Genomic DNA, 20,316 nt, shown 5'->3' with positions numbered 1-20,316 from the left:
GCGGGCTTTATTGACCCAGATCGTCCTTTTGCTGACTTTGTATCGCCAGCGGGTTCGCGACACGCGCGCGACACCTCAAGGGCTTCCAGGCCGTGTGTAAAGACCTCGGCGCAGCGCTACGAAAAGGATGGCCTGGTGGTCATCGGCGTACACACCACGCAATACGCGCTCTGTTGAGTGAGGCGCGGTCGGATACTTCAAGCCATCGAGCGATGCGGTCTATGCTCGTTCTATAAACAAGGGCACTCCCAGGTTTCGCAGCGGACTAAGCAACAGGGCTTACGAAGGCCCTTTGCTTTCTGACATGGACCGGACATGAACCAAACGAACCTGCAATTCAAAACCCTGCTGTTGTTGCTGGCCCTGGTCACCATCGCCTTTATCTGGATATTGCTGCCGTTCTACGGCGCGGTGTTCTGGGCGGTGATCCTCGGCATTATCTTTGCCCCTATGCAGCGGCGCCTGCAGCTGCGGTTTGGCTGGAACCGCAACCTGACATCCCTGGCCACCCTGACGGTGTGCCTGATCATTGCGATTCTGCCGGTGATCATTACCAGCGTGCTGCTGGTGCAAGAGGGCGCGACGCTCTATAAAAATATCGAGAGCGGAAAACTGGATGTGGCGGGGTATATCGAGCAGTTCAAAAACGTGCTGCCGCCTTATTTCCAGCACCTGCTTGACCGCTTTGGCATGGGCAACCTGGAAGGCCTGCGAGAAAAAATCGTCAAGAGTGCAATGCAGGGCAGCCAGTTCTTTGCGACCCAGGCATTCAGCTTCGGCCAGGGTACGTTTGATTTCCTGGTGAGCTTTTTCATCATGCTGTATCTGCTGTTTTTCCTGCTGCGCGACGGCCCGGAACTGGTGCGCAAGGTACGCACGGCGGTGCCGCTGGCCGAGCCGCAAAAGCGTCGGTTGCAGCTCAAGTTCAACCGGGTGGTGCGCGCGACGGTCAAGGGCAACGTACTGGTGGCCGTGACCCAAGGTGCGCTGGGTGGTTTGATTTTCTGGTTTCTGGACATTCCCAGTGCGTTGCTCTGGGCGGTGCTGATGGCGTTTCTTTCGCTGTTGCCGGCGGTCGGCGCAGGAATTGTATGGGCGCCGGTGGCTGCCTACTTCCTGTTGAGCGGTTCGATCTGGCAGGGCGTAGTGCTGGGACTGTTCGGCGTTTTCGTGATTGGGTTGGTGGACAATGTGCTGCGCCCGATCCTGGTGGGTAAGGACACCAAGATGCCGGATTACCTGATCCTGATCTCGACCTTGGGCGGCCTGTCTGTGTTTGGCCTGAACGGGTTTGTGATCGGTCCGCTGGTAGCGGCGCTGTTTATGTCCAGTTGGGCGCTGTTCGTGGAAAGCAAGCCACGGGTCAAGCTGCCGTTGCCCTAGACGTTACAGAGCGTGAGGCTCATGCGTGGAGTCTGAAGTTCGACGCTTGCTGCAGCTGTTTTTCGGCGGCGGACAACGAGGTGAGCGGGCCGCTGATGGGCTCGCCATCGCGCACCAGATACCAACAGGCAAGCAACCCGTGCTCACGAAGAGGGGCGGGGACTGCGCTGCCGATGACGGACATGATCTGAACAGTGGGCATAGGTACCTCCAATTGCTATGGAGGTCACCATACTGGCTGTTTGCCCGTAGGAAAAATCACCTGGCTCGATAGTCGACATTAACGCCAGGCGTCAATCCACCACTTGATCGAGCATGGAAACCACTTCCTGTTCACTGAGCAGGCCTTTACGCACCAGGTTTTCCGCCAGCAGCGACAGGAATTTTGCGCTGCGGTGGCCCTCAAGGTGCTTGAGTTCGGTCAGTGCGCTGTAGACCTTGCTGGACGTACACAGGCCAGCGGTTCGATGCGGGTTTTGCGTGGGCATGGTCAGTCGTCCTTGTTGTTATTGGGTGGACAGTGTCGATAGTGGGAGTGTTTCGTGACACAAACATGACAGCGCGAGGCGCGTTCGAGCAAGGGGTCATTGGCCATAATCATGTGCGATTACGCGTCGACCATTGTCCTCAGAGCGACCTTGGCAGGATGAATCCGGACTTTTCAGGCAAAAAAAGGCCCCGCGTGTAGGCGAGGCCTGTACCTGTCATCTCAATTGCGTGTTACCAGCCGCGACCATAATAGCCGTGGGGAGGGCCGTAATAGCCGCGCGGTGGGCCGTAGTAGACCGGCGCCGGACGGTAGTAAACCTGTTGTTGCACATACACCGGTGGTGGCGGTGCGTAGTAGACCGGCGGCGGCGCGGCGTAAACCGGTTGCGGCTGGACATACACCGGTTGCTGCACGTAGACCGGCTGGGATTGGCTGGCAACCACGGAGCCCACTACGGCTGCGCCGACCAAAGCACCCAATACGGCCGGGCCACCCCAACCACCACCGTGGGCGGAGGCTTGGCCTGCCATAGCGAGTGCGCCGATAAGCAAGGCGATTTTGGGGATTTTACGAATCATGGTCATTCCTCGGTTAGCCCCTGCGCTTGTGGTCTGCAATCAATAGACTCAAGGATTGTCGCGGGGATACTTTTAAGACAACGTATTTCTGAAAAACAGCACGGCCGATAGGTAAAGGTTGTGTAAGGTCTGTACCGAATTGCTTACTCAAAGGAGTTACCCATGCAGATGCACCCCAACAAGGACACCCAGCTGTGTATGTCATTGTCGGCGCGCCCTGGGAATTTTGGCTTGCGTTTCCATAACCATCTGTACGAACAGTTGGGTTTGAATTTTTATTATAAAGCGTTCAGCAGCCAGGATTTGCCCGGCGCGATCGGTGGTATTAGGGCGCTGGGCATCCGTGGTTGCGGTGTGTCCATGCCGTTCAAGGAAGCCAGTATCGCCTTGGTCGACGAGCTGGATGAGTCGGTCAAGGCCATCACTTCCCTCAACACCATCGTCAACACCAACGGCCATCTCAAGGCCTATAACACTGACTACATTGCTATCGAACAGCTGCTGAAAAAACACGCAGTGCCAAAAGACGCGACCTTTGCCCTGCGTGGCAGCGGCGGCATGGCCAAGGCCGTGGCCAGTGCCTTGCGCGACGGTGGTTATGCCAACGGCGTGATTGTGGCGCGCAATGAGGCGGCAGGCCGGGCGTTGGCACAAGGTCTGGGGTATGAGTGGCAAGCGCAATTGGGTGAGTTGCGCCCGCAGATGTTGGTCAACGTGACGCCGATTGGCATGACCGGCGGGGCGGAGGCCGACCAGTTAGCCTTTGAGGCTGGCGCAGTGGATGCCGCGGACACCGTCTTTGATGTGGTGGCGATCCCCGCCGAAACGCCGCTGATTGTGCGCGGGCGTGCCCAGGGCAAGCGGGTGATTACCGGGCTGGAAGTGATCGCGATCCAGGCGTTGGAGCAGTTTGTGCTGTACACCGGCGTGCGGCCGACGCAGGCGCAGTTTGAAAAAGCCGTGGCGTTTGCCCGAGCCTAGAGAACACTGAAGAACCCATGTGGGCGCTGGCTTGCCTGCGATAGCGTCACCCCGGTGTACCTGATGTACCGAGGTGTCTGCATCGCAGGCAAGCCAGCTCCCACCTGTTGACCGTGTTAAGCCTGTTCCAGCTGCGAAAGGCGCTCTTCCAGCGCTGCAATCCGGGCTTCAAGTTCTTCGATACGATCCGAAGAGACGGCACCGGCCGACCGCTCCACCGGATTACCCCGCGCCGACAGAATCACTTCAATATCCGCCGGATCGCCCAGCGCATGGGTATAACGATCTTCCCGTTGCCCCGCCTGACGCGGCACCAACAGCGCCAGCTCGCGCGCAATCAAACGCTCCAGCTGGTGTACAACCTGCTCGGCATCTTCAAAATCATGCATGCGTCCGCTGCGGGTCAGCAGTTCATTGACCGTCTGCGGCCCGCGCAGAAACAGCAGCCCGATCAGTATCACCTGGGCCGGCACCAGCTCCAGTGCCTTGTCCACGCGATGCTCCCAGCGGTCGGCCCGGCTGCCCATGACCAGGCGTGTAAAGCCTTGGCCTTCCAGCGCGCGCAGGCTTTGCCCGACTTGGCCTTGGCTGAGGTTCGTCACCGGCTCGCGGCTGGTTTTCTGGTTGCAGGCCAGCACCAATGCATTAAGGGTCAGGGGGTAGGTTTCCGGGTTGGTCGCCTGTTTTTCGATCAGGCAGCCCAGGATGCGAATTTCCGTGCTGTTCAGGCGCGGTTCTGGGGTGTCGGTGGCGTGCTCGGCGGTCATCGCGCTTTCCCTATGCAGTGAGTCCCCTAGCCTAATCCTGAAAAAATAAAAGACAAGCTGCACACGCGGCTGGCATGTCTATAATCGCCGCTGCTTACACACCCTGCCATCACCGCGAGACTGTCATGACTATTTCCCTGTACGCCGCCTCCATCCCGGTCTTCAAGCAAATGCTCAACGCCCTGAGCGATGTGCTGAACAAAGCCGAAGCCCATGCCACCGCCAAGAACATCGAGCCCAATGCACTGCTGCAAGCGCGCCTGTTCCCGGATATGTTCCAGCTGGTGCGCCAGGTGCAGATCGCCGTCGACTTCGCCAAGGGCGTTTCCGCACGCCTGGCCGAGATTGAAGTGCCGAAGTACGAAGACAGCGAAGTGACCTTTGCCGACCTGCAAGCGCTGATCGCCAAGGTGCTGGCGTTTGTCGACACCATCAAGCCCGAGCAAATCGATGGCAAAGAAGGCATCGAGATCATCACCCGCCCAGGCACCCCGAAAGAGAAGCGCTTCAGCGGCCAGTCCTACCTGCTGACCTACGGCCTGCCGCAGTTCTTCTTCCACGTCACCACCGCTTACGCCTTGCTGCGTCACAACGGCGTAGAAGTGGGCAAGCGCGATTACATGGGCGCGTTCTAAGCACCCAGGTACAAAAAAGCCCGGGGCGGTTCTGCAACGAACCGCCCCGGGCTTTTTTTCGCCTGAGGGTTAAGCCGGCTGTTCTTCCTGGCCCAGGCACGCGGCGGCGGTAAACAGCACATCGGTGGACGAATTGAGCGCGGTTTCCGCCGAATCCTGCAACACACCAATGATGAAGCCTACGGCGACTACCTGCATGGCGATCTCGCTGGGAATACCGAACAGGCTGCACGCCAGGGGAATCAACAGCAACGAGCCACCGGCCACGCCCGACGCCCCGCAGGCACACACTGCCGCCACCACGCTGAGCAACACGGCGGTCGGCAGGTCGACGGCAATCCCCAGGGTATGCACGGCCGCCAGGGTCAGCACGGTGATGGTGATCGCGGCACCGGCCATATTGATGGTGGCGCCCAGTGGGATCGATACCGAATAGGTGTCTTCATGCAGGCCCAGGCGTTTGCTCAACGCCAGGTTTACCGGGATATTTGCCGCCGAACTGCGGGTGAAGAAAGCGGTGATGCCGCTCTCACGCAGGCACATCAGCACCAGTGGGTAGGGGTTACGGCGCAGCTTCCAGAACACGATGGCCGGGTTGACCACCAATGCCACGAACAGCATGCAGCCGATCAACACCACCAGCAGGTGAGCGTAGCCGAGCAGGGCACCAAAACCCGAGGTGGCCAGGGTCGAGGCCACCAGGCCGAAGATCCCCAGCGGCGCGAAGCGAATCACCACGCGCACGATCAGCGTCACGCCGTTGGACAGGTCGTCGAGCACGGTGCGGGTGGTTTCGCCAGCATGGCGAATCGCGATGCCCATGCCGATGGCCCACGCCAGAATGCCGATAAAGTTGGCATTCATCAGTGCGCTCACCGGGTTATCCACCACGCTCAACAGCAGGCTTTGCAACACCTCGCCGATGCCGCCGGGAGCGCTTACCGCGACGTCATGGGTGGCAAGCACCAGGGACGACGGGAACAGCGTACTGGCAACCACCGCCACGACGGCAGCCGCAAAGGTGCCGAGCAGGTACAGGAACAGGATCGGCTTGATATGGGTTTCCTGGCCGTGTTTATGGTTGGCGATCGAGGCCATGACCAGCACGAACACCAGGATCGGTGCGACGGCCTTCAGGGCGGTGACGAACACCTTGCCGATAAAGCCGGTGGCGCGGGCAGCCTCGGGCATCCACAGGGCCAACAGGATCCCGGCAATCAAGCCGAAGACAATTTGGGTGACCAGGCTAACGCGCAGAAGTCGTTGCAACAGGGAAGGGGCAGCAGTCATAAACAGTTGTCTCTAGTTTTTTTAATAGAACGCAGCATTGCAGGCGGAAAGTGCTGTAGGCAGTAGGTGCGGAGTCTAACATGCTGTAGGAAGCGTCCCGTTCGGTGCGGCATTGCGTCACCCACACCCGCAGGCTTTGGCAAAATCCAGACATACTCTGTTAATATTCTCCTCTCTCATCTTTCCTCTCCGTCAGCGAGCCCTTCGGGCTGTCGTTGATGTCGTCGTTTCTGGAGTTTTCATGTTGTTTCCCATCCTGCTGCTGTCGGCCGCCGGCTTTACTGTATTGACCACAGAATTCGTCATCGTGGGCCTGCTGCCGTCGATTGCCCGGGACCTGAATGTCAGCGTGTCCCAGGCGGGATTGTTGGTGACCTTGTTCGCCTTTACCGTGGCGGCGTTCGGTCCGTTTCTGACGGCGTACTGCGCGCGCTTCCCACGCAAGCGCTTGTTTATCAGCATCCTGATCATGTTCGGCGTGGCCAATACCGTGGCGGCGCTGGCGCCGAATATTTGGGTGATGGCGTTCGCGCGGCTGATACCGGCGCTGGGGTTACCGGTGTTCTGGGCCTTGGCCAGCGAAACCGCGGTGGACATTGTTGGCCCCGAATACGCCGGGCGAGCCATCGAAAAAATCGGCTTCGGCATCGTCTGTGCCACGGTGTTCGGCATTCCGGTCGGCACGTTGATTTCCGACATGTTCGGCTGGCGTACCGCGTTTGCCATACTGGCGGTCGTAGCGTTGGCCAAGGCGTTGCTGCTGTTCATCTACTTGCCGGTGACCCAGCCGAAGAACGACCAGGTGACGCTGCGCTCGCAATTCAAGATCCTGCGCAACCCGTTGATGCAGGGTCATATCCTGCTGTCAGTGCTGGTGTTCAGCGGCATGTTCACCGCTTATACCTACCTGGCAGACATCCTTGAGCGCCTGGCCGGGTTCGACGGCACACTGGTGGGCTGGTGCCTGATGGGGTTTGGCGCGGTGGGCCTGATCGGCAATTCACTCGGCGGGCGCGCAGTGGATCGCCACCCATTGATCGCATCCATGGTGTTCTGTGGGTTCATGATCGCGGGCATGGTGGCGTTGGTCCCGGCGATTCACTCCACTGTCGGCCTCGCGGCGGCGATGGCCGTGTGGGGCGTGACCCAGGCGGCGATGTTCCTGGTCAGCCACGTGCGGTTGATGAAGGCCGCGCCCCATGCGCCAGCGTTTGCGGCGTCGTTGAATATCGCCGGGGCCAACCTGGGCATTGGCCTGGGGGCAATGGTCGGTGGGCATGTGATCGACACCCTCGGCCTTGGCAGCCTGGGCTTTGCGGCGTCCGGGTTTATCCTGGTGTCGATCTTGCTGGCGTTGTGGCTGATGACCGCCAGGCAACCGGTCGCATCCAACGCCTGAGTCGTCAGGGCAGGGCGGTAAACAACTCGCGTCGGGCACCTTCGGTAATCGCCACGATGCCGGGGTGCTTGACCTTGCGCTCCACCGAGATCGCATAGAACGACTCGGTCACCGCATCGGTCTGGCCGATCAGCGCCACCCCGTACTGGCGCACTACCTCGTCGGCAATCACGCTGGGGGCGATAAAGATTCCGCTGCCCGATTGGCCAAACGCCTGCATTAATGCACTGTCATCGAACTCACCGATGATCTTTGGTTGAATCTGCTGCTCGGCGAACCAGCGTTGCAAGCGGCTGCGCACCACTGTCTCGGCCCCCGGAATCAATAATGGCGCCCCCTGCAGGCATTGTGGGAAATCGCCACCGTACTGGTCGGCCAACGCCTGGGTGGCGAAAAAGCTGATGCCACATTCCCCCAGTTTCTGGCTGTAGCCTTTGATGTCCAGGTGAGTGGGCATGGGGCTGTCGGAGATCACCAGGTCGAGACGCTGGATCGCCAGGTCTGCCAGTAAACGTTCGAGTTTGTCCTCGCGGCAGGTGATACGGATTTGTTCGCTCAGCTCCATCGTAGGTGCAATCAGCCGGTAAACGATGGATTTGGGCACCACATCCGCCACGCCGACCCTGAACAGGATCTGCTGTTCATTGGGCTGCGCGCGCAACATCGCCTCCAGTTCGTTGCCGGTCTGGAACATTTGCTCAGCGTAGGGCAACGCCTGGCGCCCGGCTTCGGTGAGTTCAAGCTGGCGGCCGACACGCTGAAACAGTGCAATACCGAAGGTCTGCTCCAGCAGGCTGATCTGCCCGCTGATGGTCTGGGGCGTAAGGTTCAATTGCTCACAGGCGCGCACGATGCTGCCGGTCTTGGCCACCACCCAGAAATAATGCAGCTGTCGATAATTGAGCATCGTCGTCTACACTTCGTAAAAATCGAAGTATACGCGAGAAAAATACGAATTTTCCTGAACTGTTCAGCTGCATAGAATGCCTCGCTATCGAGGGGCCACTATTTGGACCCACTGGTTCTAACGAGGAATACAGCATGCAACTCAATTCCCTGGGCGCGGCGGCCTTACTTGCGCTTTCATTGGTGATGATCAGCGGGTGTGATCAGGTCGAAAAAAGCGCCCAGCAAGTGCTGGGCAAGGCCACCGAGTCGGCCAAACAAGCCATCGATGACACCCACAAAGCCGCCGAGCAGGCATTGAGTGAGGCGACGCAAGGCCTGATCAGTCCGCAAAAAAAGGCTGATCAGCAAGAAAAAGAGCCTGAAACGAGCAACAAAGAAGCCTAATTCCCCAGCACAACGTCAGGACTGACCTATGGACTACCTTTTACAACTGGCCGCCAGCCCCACCGCCTGGGTGGCACTGGCCACCTTGATCGTCATGGAAATCGTGCTGGGCATCGATAACCTGATCTTTATCTCGATCCTCACCAACAAATTGCCTGAAAAGCACCGAGCCAAGGCGCGGCGTATCGGTATCAGCATGGCGCTGGTGTTGCGCCTGGGCCTGTTGAGCACTATCGCGTTTATCGTGCAGTTGACGGCCCCGGTATTTGAGATCTTCGGCCAGGCGTTTTCGTGGAAAGACATGATCCTGATCGCCGGTGGCCTGTTCCTGGTGTGGAAGGCGACTACCGAGATCCATCACAGCATGGACCCTGAGCCGGAAGAAAAGGCGACCACCGGCAATGTGGTGACCATCGGCTTTGCCGCGGCGATTGGTCAGATCCTGCTGCTCGACCTGGTGTTCTCCATCGACAGCATCATCACCGCCGTGGGCATGACCGAGCATTTGCCGATCATGATCATTGCCGTGGTGACCTCGGTTATCGTGATGCTGGTGGCGGCTGAACCACTGGCCAAGTTCATCAACGACAACCCGACGGTCGTGATGCTGGCCCTGGGCTTCCTGATCATGATCGGCATGACGTTGATCGCTGAAGGCTTCGGCGCTCACGTGCCAAAAGGCTACGTGTACGCGGCCATGGCGTTCTCGGCGGTGATCGAGTGCCTGAACATCGCGCGGCGCAATCGCCATAAGCGTTTGCTCGCTGCCCGGCAGTAACGGCTAAACCCAAAAGCCGGCTGAACTCCCAAGAGTCCAGCCGGCTTTTTGCTGTCTGATAGAATCCGCCCACTTGTTACCTTGAGGTCCACCATGAACGAGCCGATTCGCCTCACCCAGTACAGCCACGGCGCGGGTTGCGGCTGCAAGATTTCGCCCCAGGTGCTGGAAGTGATCCTCGCCGGCAGCGGCGCGCAGAACCTCGACCCCAATCTGTGGGTCGGCAATACCTCACGCGACGATGCGGCGGTGTACGCCATCGACGACGAACGCGGTGTGGTTTCCACCACTGACTTTTTCATGCCGATCGTCGATGACCCCTTTGACTTCGGCCGCATTGCCGCCACCAACGCGATCAGCGACATCTACGCCATGGGGGGCGACCCGTTGATGGCCATTGCCATTCTGGGCTGGCCGGTGAATGTGCTGGCGCCGGAGGTTGCCCGCGAAGTGATCCGTGGCGGCCGTTCGGTGTGCGATGCCGCCGGTATCCCGCTGGCGGGTGGCCACTCCATTGATGCCCCGGAGCCGATTTTCGGCCTGGCCGTGACCGGCATCGTGCAAAAGCGCCATATGAAACGCAACGACACCGCTACCGCCGGCTGCAAACTGTACCTGACCAAACCGCTGGGCATCGGCATCCTCACCACTGCCGAGAAGAAGGGCAAATTGCGCGAGGCGGATGTCGGCGTGGCCCGTGACTGGATGTGCACACTCAATAAACCTGGCAGCCGCTTCGGTAAGTTGGCCGGCGTCACGGCCATGACGGATGTCACCGGTTTCGGCCTGTTGGGCCACCTGGTGGAAATGGCTGACGGCAGTGGTCTCACGGCCCGCATCGAGTACGAAAAAGTCCCACGCCTTGCAGGGATCGAGGATTACCTGGATCAGGGCTGCATGCCCGGTGGCACCTTGCGCAACTTCGACAGCTACTCGAGCAAACTCGGGCGCTTGCAGGAGCTGCACAAACGCGTGCTGTGCGACCCGCAGACCAGTGGCGGCCTGCTGATCGCCGTTACCGCCGAAGGTGACGCTGAGTTCCACGCGGTGGCCGCCGAGCTGGGCCTGAGCCTGGAGCCGATCGGTGAACTGGTTGAGCGACAGACACACGCGGTAGAGGTGTTTTGATGGCAACCGACATCACCAACTACCGCGACATCTTCCTCAACGACCGGCCGATGATGGATACCCGCGCGCCGATCGAATTCATCAAGGGCGCGTTTCCCGGGGTGATCAACCTGCCGTTGATGACTGACGACGAGCGCCAGCGGGTCGGCACCTGTTACAAACAGCAGGGCCAGCAAGCCGCGATTGTGCTGGGGCATGAGCTGGTCTCGGGGGCAATCAAGGCCGAGCGTATCGAACAGTGGGCGCAGTTCGCCAAGGCCAATCCTGACGGTTACTTGTACTGCTTTCGCGGCGGGCTGCGCTCGCAGATCGTGCAGCAATGGTTGAAGACTGAAGCCGGTATCGAGTATCCCCGCGTCGGCGGTGGCTACAAGGCCATGCGTACCTTTTTGTTGGATACCGTGGAGCAAGCGACCGCCGAGTGTGATTTCGTATTGCTGGGCGGCATGACCGGCACGGGTAAAACCGAGGTGCTTGGCCAGTTGCATAACGCCCTGGACCTTGAGGGGCACGCCAACCATCGCGGTTCCAGCTTCGGCAAGCGCGCCACGACACAACCGTCCAACATCGACTTCGAAAACCGCCTGGCGGTGGACCTGCTGAAAAAACGCTCGGCGGGTATCGAGCAATTTGTCGTTGAGGATGAGAGCCGCATGATCGGCAGCTGTGCGCTGCCATTGCCATTGTACAAAGGCATGCAGGCGTTCCCGATGGTGTGGCTGGAAGACAGCGTTGAAGGCCGGGTCGAAAGGATCTTGCGTGATTACGTGGTCGACCTGTGCGCCGAGTTTATCCAGGTGTTTGGAGAAAATGGCCCGGCGCTGTTTGCCGAGCGCCTGACCCAGAGCCTGGCCAATATCCACAAACGCCTGGGCGGCGAGCGCTTCCAGCGCTTGCAGGCTGTTTTGCAGGACGCTTTGGCTGAACAGGCCCGCAGCGGTGCGGTGGACTTGCACCGGGTGTGGATCGAAGGGTTGCTGCGTGAGTATTACGACCCGATGTACGCCTTCCAGCGTGAAAGCAAAGGCGCACGGATCGAGTTCGCGGGGGAGCAGGGCGCGGTGGTGGAGTATTTGCGCGAGCGGAGTGCCAGGCGAGAATAATCGGTGGGTTTGAGGGCCTCTTCGCGAGCAAGCCCGCTCCCACATTTCGATCGCAATCCTACAGGATGAGCCCGGTTGGATGTGGGAGCGGGCTTGCTCGTGAAAGGGCCCTCAATGTCGCCAGAAATCTAAAGAAGGACCGCCCCGATCAACCCACACACCACGCCCATCAGCATGGTCAGCCCGGCCACCGTCACCAGCACGCGCGCATCGAAATCCTTGCGCAGCATCAACAGTGACGGCAGGCTCACGCTGGGCAGGGTCATCAGCAAGGCCACGGCCGGCCCGGTGCCCATGCCCAGGGTCATCATGGTTTGTACGATTGGGATCTCGGCGGCGGTAGGAATCACGAACAGCGTGCCGACGATCGCCAGCGGCACCAGCCACATCAGGCTGTTGGCCATGGCCCCGTCAATATGGGGGAACAGCCAGACCCGCGCAGCACCCAGCACCAGCACGGCGACGATATAGATCGGGATCGTGCTCCAGAACAATTGCCACAGGGTGCGTAACCAACGGCTCAGGAACGGCTGCGACTCGACCTGGCTGACGTCGGCCACCGCATCCAGTGCGGCTTCAGGCACTTGGTCGGGCCGGGCAATCCGCTGCGCCACCAGGGACACGCCGACCACCAGCACAATACCTGCGACCAGCCGCAATGCGGTAAAGCCCCAGCCCAGCACAAAACCCATGAACACCAGGGTTGCCGGGTTCAATACCGGGTTGGCGATCCAGAAGGCCAGGGCCGCGCCCACCGACACCTGCTGACGGCGCATGCCGGCCGCCACCGGGGCCGCGCAGCAACTGCACATCATTCCCGGCAAGGCGAACAGCCCGCCACGCACGGTCGAACCCAGCCCGGCGCGGCCGAACAGGCGCAGCAACCAGTCGCGGGGAATCAACACTTGCAGCAGCGAGCCCAGGATGACCGCCAGCACGGCGGCCTTCCAGATCGCCAGGAAATATACCTGGGCATAGGCCAGCGCCGCTGCCAGTGGCGAGCTTTGCTGGTCATTCAGAATCGAGGCGCCGATGCTGTGGTTATCCGCCGCCACGAACGCCTTGAGGTAGTAGGGCGACCACTTCACGTAGTAGAGGCCTATGCAGGCCACCAGCACGAACAGCGCTGGTTTCCACCAGAAGGACCAGCCCCGGTTGGGCTGGTGGGAGATGAGGTTGGGCATGGTGCAGATCCGCAGATGGTTCAATAGCGGGGCATCATACGCCTGTGGCGCCCAGGCTTCAGATATCTGCGCTGACTTGAGTTGCGTCCGGGCATGTCTGCTGGCCGTTATTCAGGCCTTGCTTGTAATTGCGGCTCAGCAGCGACGCTTTGCCGTTATGCCAGGTCAAGGTCAGGACATAGAGCGTGTCGTAGTCATCGCCCGACCAATCCTCAGTGATGGTGTGTTTTTCCCCCGAGGCTTCACTGGCCACCTTGTTGATCAGCTCCGGCAGATAGCCATGGGACCAGGCGGTGTAGATGATCGCGTTGTGGTACTTGTCTTCGACCAACTCGTCAGCGAGGGCGCTGGTGTCATTGGCTGAGAACTTGATATTCACCGGCAGGCCGAGCTTGATGGCGCTGGGGCTGATGGTCATCAGCGGCCGAATGTAGCTGTAGGAATTGTCGTGTTCACCTTCCTCGACGTTGCGTGTCGGGTTGGCGGCGAATACGTAATTGGCCTTGCCGAATTTTTCCGGCAATACGCTCGCCAGGTTCATCGCGCGATTCAGGCCCTGGCAGTTGAGCTGGCCGAGGCCGCCGACCGGTTTTTCACCGTGACGCAGGAAGACCAGGGTTTGTACGCCATCCACCGGTTCGGCGCGGCTGGTCCGCGACTCCAGCGTCAGGCCGATTGCGCCGCCGACCAGAAGCAGCGGCAACATGATGTATGAATAGCGTTTAAGGCGTTTAGCAAGGCACAGAGGCTTGATTGTCATTGTAGTGTCGAGTCTTCGTGCTTGGGGTTAAGTCGTACAGGCCCGGCGCCAGTGACGCATCCGGCGTCCTGCGGTTTTCCGTGTCGTTGTAACGAGTGTCTCCGTTCACCCTGATGGCGCACTTAAGAGTGTTTATCCGCTCTTTGGTTCGTCAGCACGCGAGATTAGCGCGGCTATGTTGCGCAATCATGACCCATGCAGGACGCCGAGCCAGTGGTTATTATGAGGACTTTCCGCCTGGGGACTTTCCGATGAATGCACTCGCCGCTTTCCCGATCAACAGCAAATGGCCCGCCCAACACCCTGAACGCTTGCAGCTGTATTCGTTGCCCACGCCCAACGGCGTCAAAGTGTCGATCATGCTCGAAGAACTGGGCCTGCCTTATGAAGCGCACAAGGTCAGTTTCGAGACCCAGGACCAGATGTCACCTGAGTTTCTGTCCCTGAACCCCAACAACAAAATCCCCGCGATCATCGATCCCAATGGCCCGAGCGGTCAGCCGCTGGCGTTGTTCGAGTCCGGCGCGATTCTGATTTACCTGGCGGAAAAAACCAGCCAGTTGCTCTCCGAAGACCCGGCCACCCGCTACGAAACCCTTCAGTGGCTGATGTTTCAGATGGCGGGCATCGGCCCGATGTTCGGCCAAGTCGGGTTCTTCAATAAATTCGCCGGCAAGGAATACGAAGATAAACGCCCGCGCGATCGCTACGCCGCCGAGTCTCGGCGTTTGCTGGGCGTGCTGGAAAAACACCTGCTGGGCCGCACCTGGATCATGGGCGACGAATACAGCATCGCGGACATCGCCACGTTCCCGTGGATTCGTAACTTGATTGGCTTCTACGAGTCCGGCGACCTGGTGGGCATCGCCGATTTTCCTAACGTGCTGCGCGCGCTGGACGGCTTTGTTGCGCGCCCTGCGGTGATCCGCGGCCTGAACATACCGAGTTGAAGCATGCCGACTTTCGATTTCAAGCAGCTGGATGTATTCAGCAGCGTCTCACTCAAAGGTAACCCGTTGGCCGTAGTGCTGGGCGCTGACAGCCTTACCGACCAGCAAATGGCCGACTTCGCCAACTGGACCAATCTCAGCGAAACCACGTTTTTGCTGACGCCGCGTGATTCGCGGGCGGATTATCGGGTGAGAATCTTTACCACGCTCAACGAGCTGCCGTTCGCCGGGCACCCGACGCTGGGCAGCTGCCATGCCTGGCTGCAAGCGGGCGGCATGCCGAAAGGCGAGGAGATCATCCAGGAGTGCGAAATCGGCTTGGTGCGTGTCCGTCGTGAGGGCGATGAGTTGGCGTTTATTGCGCCGCCGTTATTGCGTTCCGGCGCGGTAGAGGCCCCTGTGCTGGAGCGCGTGCGCCTGGCGCTGGGTCTGGCGCCCGAGGCCATTGTGCGCAGCCAATGGGTGGACAATGGCGCGGGCTGGCTGGCGCTGATGCTGGCCGATCGTGACCAGGTGCTGGGCTTGCAGCCGGATTACGCGCAACTGCACGGGTTGGCCATTGGCGTCATCGCGCCGTGTGACCCGGCGCGCGACGATGTCGACACGCACTTCGAAGTCCGCGCTTTTATCGCCGGCGATGGTGCCCCGGAAGACCCGGCCACCGGTAGCCTGAATGCCGGTCTTGCCCAATGGTTGCGCAGTGAAGGCCTTGCGCCGAGCCGTTACGTGGTCAGTCAAGGCACTGCCATGGGGCGCGCCGGGCGTATTCGCGTCGAGCATCGCGGCGATGAAATCTGGATCGGCGGCGCGGTAGCGGTATGCATCGAAGGGCGTGTACAGCTCTAGATCAATGAATTGTTACGGGCCGCGCAATACACTGTTGGCCCCTTGGCGTTTGTACTGCCGGGGCCTGGGGGCATAAGCTTTGGCCCCAAAGATTATTGCCTCTACTGTTTTAGCATCCAGTCAGGAAAACCATGACCAGCCAGTTCCCCCAAGCCCGCCCACGTCGCCTGCGCCGCTCCCCGGAGCTGCGTGGCTTGTTCCAGGAAACCGAATTCACCCTCAACGACCTGGTGTTGCCGATTTTCGTCGAAGAAGAAATCGACGACTTCGTACCGATCACCAGCATGCCGGGTGTGGTGCGAATCCCAGAGAAGAAACTGGCCGGTGAGATCGAGCGTTTTGCCCGTGCCGGGATCAAATCGGTGATGACCTTTGGTGTGTCCCACCACCTGGATGCCAACGGCAGCGACACCTGGAAAGAACGCGGCCTGGTTTCGCGCATGTCCTCGATCATCAAGGACGCCGTGCCGGAAATGATCGTGATGTCCGACACCTGCTTTTGCGAATACACCGACCATGGCCACTGCGGCGTGATGCACGGTGCTCATGTCGACAACGACGCGACGTTGGTCAACCTCGGCAAGCAAGCCGTGGCCGCAGCCCGTGCCGGCGCCGATGTGATCGCCCCTTCGGCAGCGATGGACGGCCAGGTCCAGGCGATTCGCCGCGCCCTGGACGACGCCGGCTTCACCCATATTCCGATCATGGCCTACTCCACCAAATTCGCCTCGGCCCTCTACGGCCCGTTCCGCGAAGCCGGTGGCAGCGCCCTCAAGGGCGACCGTAAAAGCTACCAGATGAACCCGATGAACCGCCGCGAAGCCGTGCGCGAATCGCTGCTGGACGAGCAAGAGGGCGCGGACGCGCTGATGGTCAAGCCTGCCGGTGCCTACCTCGACATCATCCGCGACATTCGCGAAGCCTCGCGCTTGCCGGTGGCGGCCTATCAGGTGAGTGGTGAGTACGCGATGATCAAATTTGGTGCCCAGGCGGGCGCGATTGATGAGGCGCGTGTGGTGCGGGAGACGTTGGGGTCGATCAAGCGTGCGGGGGCGGATTTGATCTTTACGTATTTTGCGATGGATTTGGCGTTGGCCGGGATCTGATTCCGGTCCGTGGTCCTGTGGCGGGGGGACTCGTCACAGGTGCTCCAAGCTACACCTGCACCGATTCAGACCAGCGTTGGCAGAAGTCGTGTTGTTCCTGTATATCGTTGGTGAGATTGTTTTCCTCTAACGCAAAGATATGCACAAGTTCAGTGTTTGCCTGCCCCATTGTCAATTCATAAGCGATAAGTCCATTTGACATATGTGAAGACATACCTGATGTGTGGACGTTAATTTTTGCGCCTTTGCATAAAAACGTTATATCTTTTAAGTCTGCCCTCAATAAGCCGAAGCAATCATACAGGTCCAGTGCTGTGTAGCTTTTTCGTGTTTCATCGTTTAGCAGTAGGTGAAGTGTCGGCTTGCCTCCTTCATATTCGATTACTGCATTTTCACGTATACCGTTGTTGATGATGAAGATATTCTTTTTGGAAATTGACTTAGCTGAATTTTTCATAGTCCTCCGCACCTAATGATTTTAGCCAGTTTTTGAAGAAATCCACCTGTTCTTGTGGGTTGTTTGTTAGGTTGTTTTCTTCATAATCAAATAGATGGACGATGTCGTCTCGTGATGCTTGTTTGCCTAGTGTCATTTCATATGCAACAAGCCCGGCGCTCATTTGAGATGCCATCCTTGAGGGCATGACGTTTATTTTTGCGCCCTTACAAAGGAATACTATATGCGGGAAATCCGCTCTAACTTTTGCTAAACAAGTATAGATGTCCTTTCCCCTGTAGGTCTTCTTGAAGTTGTTAGCTTCGGAAAATGTCATCGAAAGTTTTTTGAGATCATATCTTACGGTGACTTCCGAACTTTTGTTGTCGATAATTACCTTTATTGTTTGCGTATTCATACTATTTCCTATTCGGATTTGGGATTGAGTATCCTACATAGCTTCCGTCGCGCTTTACAGGTGTCATGCCCAAAATGTCCTCTGGGTGTATTTTGTGATGGACTGCGAATTCTTTCTCGTTAGAGAATGGCGTCATTTTACCGAGTTCTAAGTTTACGTCATGACCAGGTATGCTTTTTATAACGTATAAATAACCTTTTCTTGTGCCGTATCCGGTTGCAAAATCTATAGCGGTGAGCCTCGATGGAGAGGTGCTTATAAAGTTACTTGGTGGATCGTTGCTGTTTAGAGCGTGCAGATAAAGGTCATTGCTTTCTCCCTTACTCTTAAAGCCAGTTTTAAAGGCTTCTTGTGGATGTTTTCTATCCCCTCGAAATAAATACTCCTCTTCATCGCTCGTTTTCGGTGGTTCGGGTTCGCTTTTGTAAATTTTTGCTTTTGCCGAAGGCTCATCAGGCGTGTCTGCGGGTTTACACCCGTCTCCACCAGGGCATGTATTCAAGCCTAGCGGATCTATCCACCCCGTCGGGTTGGGCACGTACTGGTACGCGTTGATCCCGCCCGCTAGCTTCACCGGGTCAGGCGTCAGGTAACGACCACTATCCGGATTGTAGTAGCGATGGCGGTTGTAGTGCAGCCCGCTTTCCGCATCGAAATATTGGCCCTGAAAGCGCAGCGGGTTGTCGACTTTATCTATGTCGAGTCGGGCAATCTCACCGTAGGCGCGGTAGTGCGCCGACCAGACGATTTCACCGTCAGGCGCGGTCAGCTCCTGCGGTGTGCCTAGATGATCGAGTTGGTAGTGGAAGGGCTGGGTGTCTTTTGGACCAAAGCCTTCCAGCATTGCCAGAGGCCTAAAACTGTCCGGTTCGTAGATGTAGCTGCGATGGCGATCCGCGTGATGCTCGGCAATCAGCTTGTCGCCTTGCCAAAAAAACTCTGTCGTTATGTCGTCGACGGTTTTGCTGATCCGTCGCCCAAACGGGTCATAACGATAGCTGGCGGTTTTCCCGTTCGGCTGGGTAATGCCGATCAGCCGATGCTGGCAGTCGTAGCGGTATTCAGTAACGAGTTGATGGCCCTTGCCACGTCGCTGACGGATCAGGTTGCCGAAGGCGTCATAGTCGTAATGATGATCGCCCTGGATCATCAACCGATTCCCCGCCACGATGTCCGGGCCGGGTCGATCCTGCATTAGCAGGTTGCCTGCCGGGTCGTGGCCGAAGCGTTCTTGCACGCCTTGCGAGTGATCGGCCCGGGTCAGGCGGGCGAGGGGATCGTAGTGGTAGTCGTGTTGGCCTTTACGGGTATCGAGCAGGCGGGTGAGGTTGCCGGTTTTGTCGTAGTCGTATTGGCGCTGGTAGAGGGTGTGTTGCTGTTGGCTGACAGCATGGGTGTGCAGGCGGTTTTGCTCGTCGTAGTGGTAGTTGCTGAGGAGCTGGCCTTGTTGGCGCTGGTGCTCGCGACCGGTTTTGAACAGGTGAGACGTGAGCGTTTCATCATTCAGTTCAACGGTGGAAAGGTGGCCGCCTTTGTCGTGGTTGAAGGTGAGGCGGTTGTTGTCCGGCAGACGCAGGTTTTGCAGCTGGCCGCAGGCGTCGTAACCGTAGCGCAAGGTGCCCCAGCCTTGGTGGTCGGCGGTGAGGCGGTTTTGGCTGTCGTATTCGTAGGCTAGCGCCCAGTGGCCGTCGTCGACGCTGAGAAGGTTGCCTTGGCGGTCGTAGGCGTAGTCAACAAGGTTGCCGTCGGGCAGGGTTTTTCGTACAAGGCGGCCAGCGTGGTCTCGCTCGTAGCCGGTGACGAGCTGACTACCGTCATCACCATATTCGGTTTTCTCGAGCAGGTTGCCATTGAGGTCGTAGGCGTAGGCGGTACGCTGGCCGTCAAAACCGATTTCCTGCTGGATCAGGCCATTGGGGTGGTAATCGAGCTGGTAGGTTTCGCCGACTTCGTTTTCGATGGCGGTCAGCAGCAACCGTACGTTGTCGTAGCGGTAGTTGACCTGGCTGCCGTCGGCATTGATACGGCGGCTGATCAGGTGCAGGCCGTCGGCGTATTCGTAGCGAGTGAGGTGGCCTAATTCATTGCGTTCGGCGGTGATTTTTCCGTAGGGGTTGTAGCTGTATTCCCGCGTCGCGCCGCCTGGCAACACCACACGAGTCAATCGGCCCATGCTGTCCCACTGATACTGAATCAGCGCGCCCTGTTCATCCTCGTGCGCAACCTTGCGCCCAAGATCGTCATAGCGATAGCGCTTGATACCGCCATTCGGCAGCTGCTCCTCAAGCAACTGACCACGTTCATTCCAGACCAGCCGGTGACAACTGTTATCCGGATACCAAATCCCGGTCAGTTGCCCGTATTTGTTGTAGCTGTAGTCCGTAATGTGGCCGTCGGGATCGGTCTTGCGAATGACGTCGCCCTGGTCGTTGCGCTCATACTTCCAGACCGCCTCACCACGCCGTACAACCCGTACGAGCCCGTTATCGTGCTCGTAGGAAGTCGGCTCATCCTCCCCAGGAAACAACGCCACCAAACGTCCGGCGTCGTCGTACTGATACGCCGTCACCGCGCCCAACGGGTCCTGCTCGACCGTCAGTCGGCCCTTGTCATCGTAGGATTTGAAGTGCTCGGCACCGTCGGGATCAATGCGCTGCACCAGCCGCGCCCGCTGATCGTGGACGTAAACTTCCCGACTGCCATCAGCGTTCTGAACCGTGACCCGGCCGTTGTCATCCCACGCATACCGCGTGTCCATCTGCGAAAAGCTGGCCCAGTGCCGGACACAGCG

General features: G+C 58.8%; 22 protein-coding genes. 11 read left to right on the top strand and 11 right to left on the bottom strand.

All coding sequences use genetic code 11. The features are described from left to right. The first annotated feature begins 315 nt into the window (after positions 1-315). Positions 316-1,383: an AI-2E family transporter gene (locus tag ACDZ94_RS14665; protein ID WP_064451756.1), complete on the top strand. Its 1,068-nt coding sequence runs from the start codon at positions 316-318 to the stop codon at positions 1,381-1,383. Between the two features lie 19 nt (positions 1,384-1,402). Here the strand turns inward: ACDZ94_RS14665 and ACDZ94_RS14660 are convergent, their stop codons facing one another. From ACDZ94_RS14660 to ACDZ94_RS14650, 3 genes are all read right to left on the bottom strand, one after another. Next, positions 1,403-1,585 carry a hypothetical protein gene (locus ACDZ94_RS14660; protein ID WP_053255422.1) on the bottom strand — a complete coding sequence of 61 codons (183 nt, stop codon included), beginning with the start codon at positions 1,583-1,585 and terminating at the stop codon, positions 1,403-1,405. 91 nt (positions 1,586-1,676) lie between these two features. Further along, on the bottom strand, positions 1,677-1,871 hold the full coding sequence (locus tag ACDZ94_RS14655) for a hypothetical protein (protein ID WP_053255423.1): 195 nt from the start codon (positions 1,869-1,871) through the stop codon (positions 1,677-1,679). Positions 1,872-2,103: 232 nt separating this feature from the next. After that, positions 2,104-2,457 (bottom strand): hypothetical protein, encoded by a 354-nt coding sequence (locus ACDZ94_RS14650; RefSeq protein WP_053255424.1) that lies wholly within the window; start codon positions 2,455-2,457, stop codon positions 2,104-2,106. 156 nt (positions 2,458-2,613) lie between these two features. Between ACDZ94_RS14650 and ACDZ94_RS14645 the strand changes: the two genes are divergently transcribed. After that, positions 2,614-3,432 carry a shikimate 5-dehydrogenase gene (locus ACDZ94_RS14645; RefSeq protein WP_432750361.1) on the top strand — a complete coding sequence of 273 codons (819 nt, stop codon included), beginning with the start codon at positions 2,614-2,616 and terminating at the stop codon, positions 3,430-3,432. A 116-nt stretch (positions 3,433-3,548) separates the two neighbouring features. Here ACDZ94_RS14645 and ACDZ94_RS14640 read toward each other — a convergent pair whose 3' ends face one another. Then, complete coding sequence (locus ACDZ94_RS14640) at positions 3,549-4,199, bottom strand: YceH family protein (RefSeq protein ID WP_432750360.1); 651 nt, start codon at positions 4,197-4,199, stop codon at positions 3,549-3,551. 125 nt (positions 4,200-4,324) lie between these two features. Here ACDZ94_RS14640 and ACDZ94_RS14635 point away from each other — a divergent pair, with 125 nt between their 5' ends. Next, entirely contained in the window at positions 4,325-4,834 is a 510-nt protein-coding gene (locus ACDZ94_RS14635; protein WP_053255427.1) for a DUF1993 domain-containing protein, read from the top strand. A 69-nt stretch (positions 4,835-4,903) separates the two neighbouring features. Here ACDZ94_RS14635 and sstT read toward each other — a convergent pair whose 3' ends face one another. After that, positions 4,904-6,124, bottom strand: coding sequence for a serine/threonine transporter SstT (gene sstT / locus ACDZ94_RS14630; RefSeq protein WP_064451759.1), 1,221 nt, complete (start codon positions 6,122-6,124; stop codon positions 4,904-4,906). A gap of 241 nt (positions 6,125-6,365) precedes the next feature. Between sstT and ACDZ94_RS14625 the strand changes: the two genes are divergently transcribed. Continuing rightward, the gene (locus tag ACDZ94_RS14625; protein WP_432750359.1) at positions 6,366-7,523 is read left to right on the top strand and encodes an MFS transporter; all 1,158 of its coding nucleotides are present in this window, start codon (positions 6,366-6,368) and stop codon (positions 7,521-7,523) included. Positions 7,524-7,527: 4 nt separating this feature from the next. On the opposite strand, the gene nhaR is transcribed toward ACDZ94_RS14625, so the two are convergent. Next, positions 7,528-8,430, bottom strand: coding sequence for a transcriptional activator NhaR (gene nhaR, locus ACDZ94_RS14620; protein WP_069552542.1), 903 nt, complete (start codon positions 8,428-8,430; stop codon positions 7,528-7,530). 134 nt (positions 8,431-8,564) lie between these two features. Between nhaR and ACDZ94_RS14615 the strand changes: the two genes are divergently transcribed. The 4 genes from ACDZ94_RS14615 (at position 8,565) to mnmH (ending at position 11,825) form a co-directional block, all read left to right on the top strand. Beyond that, entirely contained in the window at positions 8,565-8,816 is a 252-nt protein-coding gene (locus tag ACDZ94_RS14615; RefSeq protein ID WP_128592218.1) for a hypothetical protein, read from the top strand. 28 nt (positions 8,817-8,844) lie between these two features. Next, positions 8,845-9,594, top strand: coding sequence for a TerC family protein (locus ACDZ94_RS14610; protein ID WP_128592216.1), 750 nt, complete (start codon positions 8,845-8,847; stop codon positions 9,592-9,594). A 93-nt stretch (positions 9,595-9,687) separates the two neighbouring features. After that, the gene (selD, locus tag ACDZ94_RS14605) at positions 9,688-10,722 is read left to right on the top strand and encodes a selenide, water dikinase SelD (protein ID WP_432750358.1); all 1,035 of its coding nucleotides are present in this window, start codon (positions 9,688-9,690) and stop codon (positions 10,720-10,722) included. Then, positions 10,722-11,825, top strand: coding sequence for a tRNA 2-selenouridine(34) synthase MnmH (mnmH, locus tag ACDZ94_RS14600; RefSeq protein ID WP_432750357.1), 1,104 nt, complete (start codon positions 10,722-10,724; stop codon positions 11,823-11,825). The genes selD and mnmH overlap by 1 nt, the downstream gene beginning before the upstream one ends. Before the next feature lie 128 nt (positions 11,826-11,953). On the opposite strand, the gene ACDZ94_RS14595 is transcribed toward mnmH, so the two are convergent. Both ACDZ94_RS14595 and ACDZ94_RS14590 read right to left on the bottom strand, forming a co-directional pair. Continuing rightward, positions 11,954-13,009 (bottom strand): permease, encoded by a 1,056-nt coding sequence (locus ACDZ94_RS14595; RefSeq protein ID WP_064451765.1) that lies wholly within the window; start codon positions 13,007-13,009, stop codon positions 11,954-11,956. A gap of 58 nt (positions 13,010-13,067) precedes the next feature. Next, the gene (locus ACDZ94_RS14590; RefSeq protein WP_064451766.1) at positions 13,068-13,769 is read right to left on the bottom strand and encodes a hypothetical protein; all 702 of its coding nucleotides are present in this window, start codon (positions 13,767-13,769) and stop codon (positions 13,068-13,070) included. Between the two features lie 251 nt (positions 13,770-14,020). On the opposite strand from ACDZ94_RS14590, the gene ACDZ94_RS14585 reads away from it, so the two are divergent. The 3 genes from ACDZ94_RS14585 (at position 14,021) to hemB (ending at position 16,671) form a co-directional block, all read left to right on the top strand. Next, entirely contained in the window at positions 14,021-14,719 is a 699-nt protein-coding gene (locus ACDZ94_RS14585) for a glutathione S-transferase N-terminal domain-containing protein (RefSeq protein ID WP_064451767.1), read from the top strand. Between the two features lie 3 nt (positions 14,720-14,722). Further along, positions 14,723-15,565 carry a PhzF family phenazine biosynthesis protein gene (locus tag ACDZ94_RS14580; protein ID WP_221294390.1) on the top strand — a complete coding sequence of 281 codons (843 nt, stop codon included), beginning with the start codon at positions 14,723-14,725 and terminating at the stop codon, positions 15,563-15,565. Positions 15,566-15,696: 131 nt separating this feature from the next. Continuing rightward, positions 15,697-16,671: a porphobilinogen synthase gene (hemB, locus tag ACDZ94_RS14575; protein WP_053255439.1), complete on the top strand. Its 975-nt coding sequence runs from the start codon at positions 15,697-15,699 to the stop codon at positions 16,669-16,671. Between the two features lie 49 nt (positions 16,672-16,720). Here the strand turns inward: hemB and ACDZ94_RS14570 are convergent, their stop codons facing one another. From ACDZ94_RS14570 to ACDZ94_RS14560, 3 genes are all read right to left on the bottom strand, one after another. Beyond that, positions 16,721-17,128, bottom strand: coding sequence for a hypothetical protein (locus ACDZ94_RS14570; protein WP_407017706.1), 408 nt, complete (start codon positions 17,126-17,128; stop codon positions 16,721-16,723). After that, positions 17,112-17,525 carry a hypothetical protein gene (locus ACDZ94_RS14565; RefSeq protein ID WP_407017705.1) on the bottom strand — a complete coding sequence of 138 codons (414 nt, stop codon included), beginning with the start codon at positions 17,523-17,525 and terminating at the stop codon, positions 17,112-17,114. Before ACDZ94_RS14565 ends, ACDZ94_RS14570 begins: the two co-directional genes overlap by 17 nt. 1 nt (position 17,526) lies before the next feature. After that, positions 17,527-20,316: RHS repeat-associated core domain-containing protein (locus tag ACDZ94_RS14560; RefSeq protein ID WP_432750356.1), on the bottom strand; the 2,790-nt coding region annotated here is incomplete at its 5' end.

It is taken from the genome of Pseudomonas sp. UBT, from assembly GCF_050915955.1.
Taxonomy (GTDB): domain Bacteria; phylum Pseudomonadota; class Gammaproteobacteria; order Pseudomonadales; family Pseudomonadaceae; genus Aquipseudomonas; species Aquipseudomonas antarctica_A.
Note: the sequence above shows the minus strand (reverse complement) of the source record. Positions and strands in the feature narration are given on the sequence as shown.

What these genes read in the sequence shown, in the direction of transcription:
- ACDZ94_RS14665 (WP_064451756.1), top strand. Translation starts at nt 316, where the DNA reads ATGAACCAAACGAACCTGCAATTCAAAACCCTGCTGTTGTTGCTGGCC.
- ACDZ94_RS14660 (WP_053255422.1), bottom strand. Translation starts at nt 1,585, where the DNA reads ATGCCCACTGTTCAGATCATGTCCGTCATCGGCAGCGCAGTCCCCGCC.
- ACDZ94_RS14655 (WP_053255423.1), bottom strand. Translation starts at nt 1,871, where the DNA reads ATGCCCACGCAAAACCCGCATCGAACCGCTGGCCTGTGTACGTCCAGC.
- ACDZ94_RS14650 (WP_053255424.1), bottom strand. Translation starts at nt 2,457, where the DNA reads ATGACCATGATTCGTAAAATCCCCAAAATCGCCTTGCTTATCGGCGCA.
- ACDZ94_RS14645 (WP_432750361.1), top strand. Translation starts at nt 2,614, where the DNA reads ATGCAGATGCACCCCAACAAGGACACCCAGCTGTGTATGTCATTGTCG.
- ACDZ94_RS14640 (WP_432750360.1), bottom strand. Translation starts at nt 4,199, where the DNA reads ATGACCGCCGAGCACGCCACCGACACCCCAGAACCGCGCCTGAACAGC.
- ACDZ94_RS14635 (WP_053255427.1), top strand. Translation starts at nt 4,325, where the DNA reads ATGACTATTTCCCTGTACGCCGCCTCCATCCCGGTCTTCAAGCAAATG.
- sstT (WP_064451759.1), bottom strand. Translation starts at nt 6,124, where the DNA reads ATGACTGCTGCCCCTTCCCTGTTGCAACGACTTCTGCGCGTTAGCCTG.
- ACDZ94_RS14625 (WP_432750359.1), top strand. Translation starts at nt 6,366, where the DNA reads ATGTTGTTTCCCATCCTGCTGCTGTCGGCCGCCGGCTTTACTGTATTG.
- nhaR (WP_069552542.1), bottom strand. Translation starts at nt 8,430, where the DNA reads ATGCTCAATTATCGACAGCTGCATTATTTCTGGGTGGTGGCCAAGACC.
- ACDZ94_RS14615 (WP_128592218.1), top strand. Translation starts at nt 8,565, where the DNA reads ATGCAACTCAATTCCCTGGGCGCGGCGGCCTTACTTGCGCTTTCATTG.
- ACDZ94_RS14610 (WP_128592216.1), top strand. Translation starts at nt 8,845, where the DNA reads ATGGACTACCTTTTACAACTGGCCGCCAGCCCCACCGCCTGGGTGGCA.
- selD (WP_432750358.1), top strand. Translation starts at nt 9,688, where the DNA reads ATGAACGAGCCGATTCGCCTCACCCAGTACAGCCACGGCGCGGGTTGC.
- mnmH (WP_432750357.1), top strand. Translation starts at nt 10,722, where the DNA reads ATGGCAACCGACATCACCAACTACCGCGACATCTTCCTCAACGACCGG.
- ACDZ94_RS14595 (WP_064451765.1), bottom strand. Translation starts at nt 13,009, where the DNA reads ATGCCCAACCTCATCTCCCACCAGCCCAACCGGGGCTGGTCCTTCTGG.
- ACDZ94_RS14590 (WP_064451766.1), bottom strand. Translation starts at nt 13,769, where the DNA reads ATGACAATCAAGCCTCTGTGCCTTGCTAAACGCCTTAAACGCTATTCA.
- ACDZ94_RS14585 (WP_064451767.1), top strand. Translation starts at nt 14,021, where the DNA reads ATGAATGCACTCGCCGCTTTCCCGATCAACAGCAAATGGCCCGCCCAA.
- ACDZ94_RS14580 (WP_221294390.1), top strand. Translation starts at nt 14,723, where the DNA reads ATGCCGACTTTCGATTTCAAGCAGCTGGATGTATTCAGCAGCGTCTCA.
- hemB (WP_053255439.1), top strand. Translation starts at nt 15,697, where the DNA reads ATGACCAGCCAGTTCCCCCAAGCCCGCCCACGTCGCCTGCGCCGCTCC.
- ACDZ94_RS14570 (WP_407017706.1), bottom strand. Translation starts at nt 17,128, where the DNA reads ATGAAAAATTCAGCTAAGTCAATTTCCAAAAAGAATATCTTCATCATC.
- ACDZ94_RS14565 (WP_407017705.1), bottom strand. Translation starts at nt 17,525, where the DNA reads ATGAATACGCAAACAATAAAGGTAATTATCGACAACAAAAGTTCGGAA.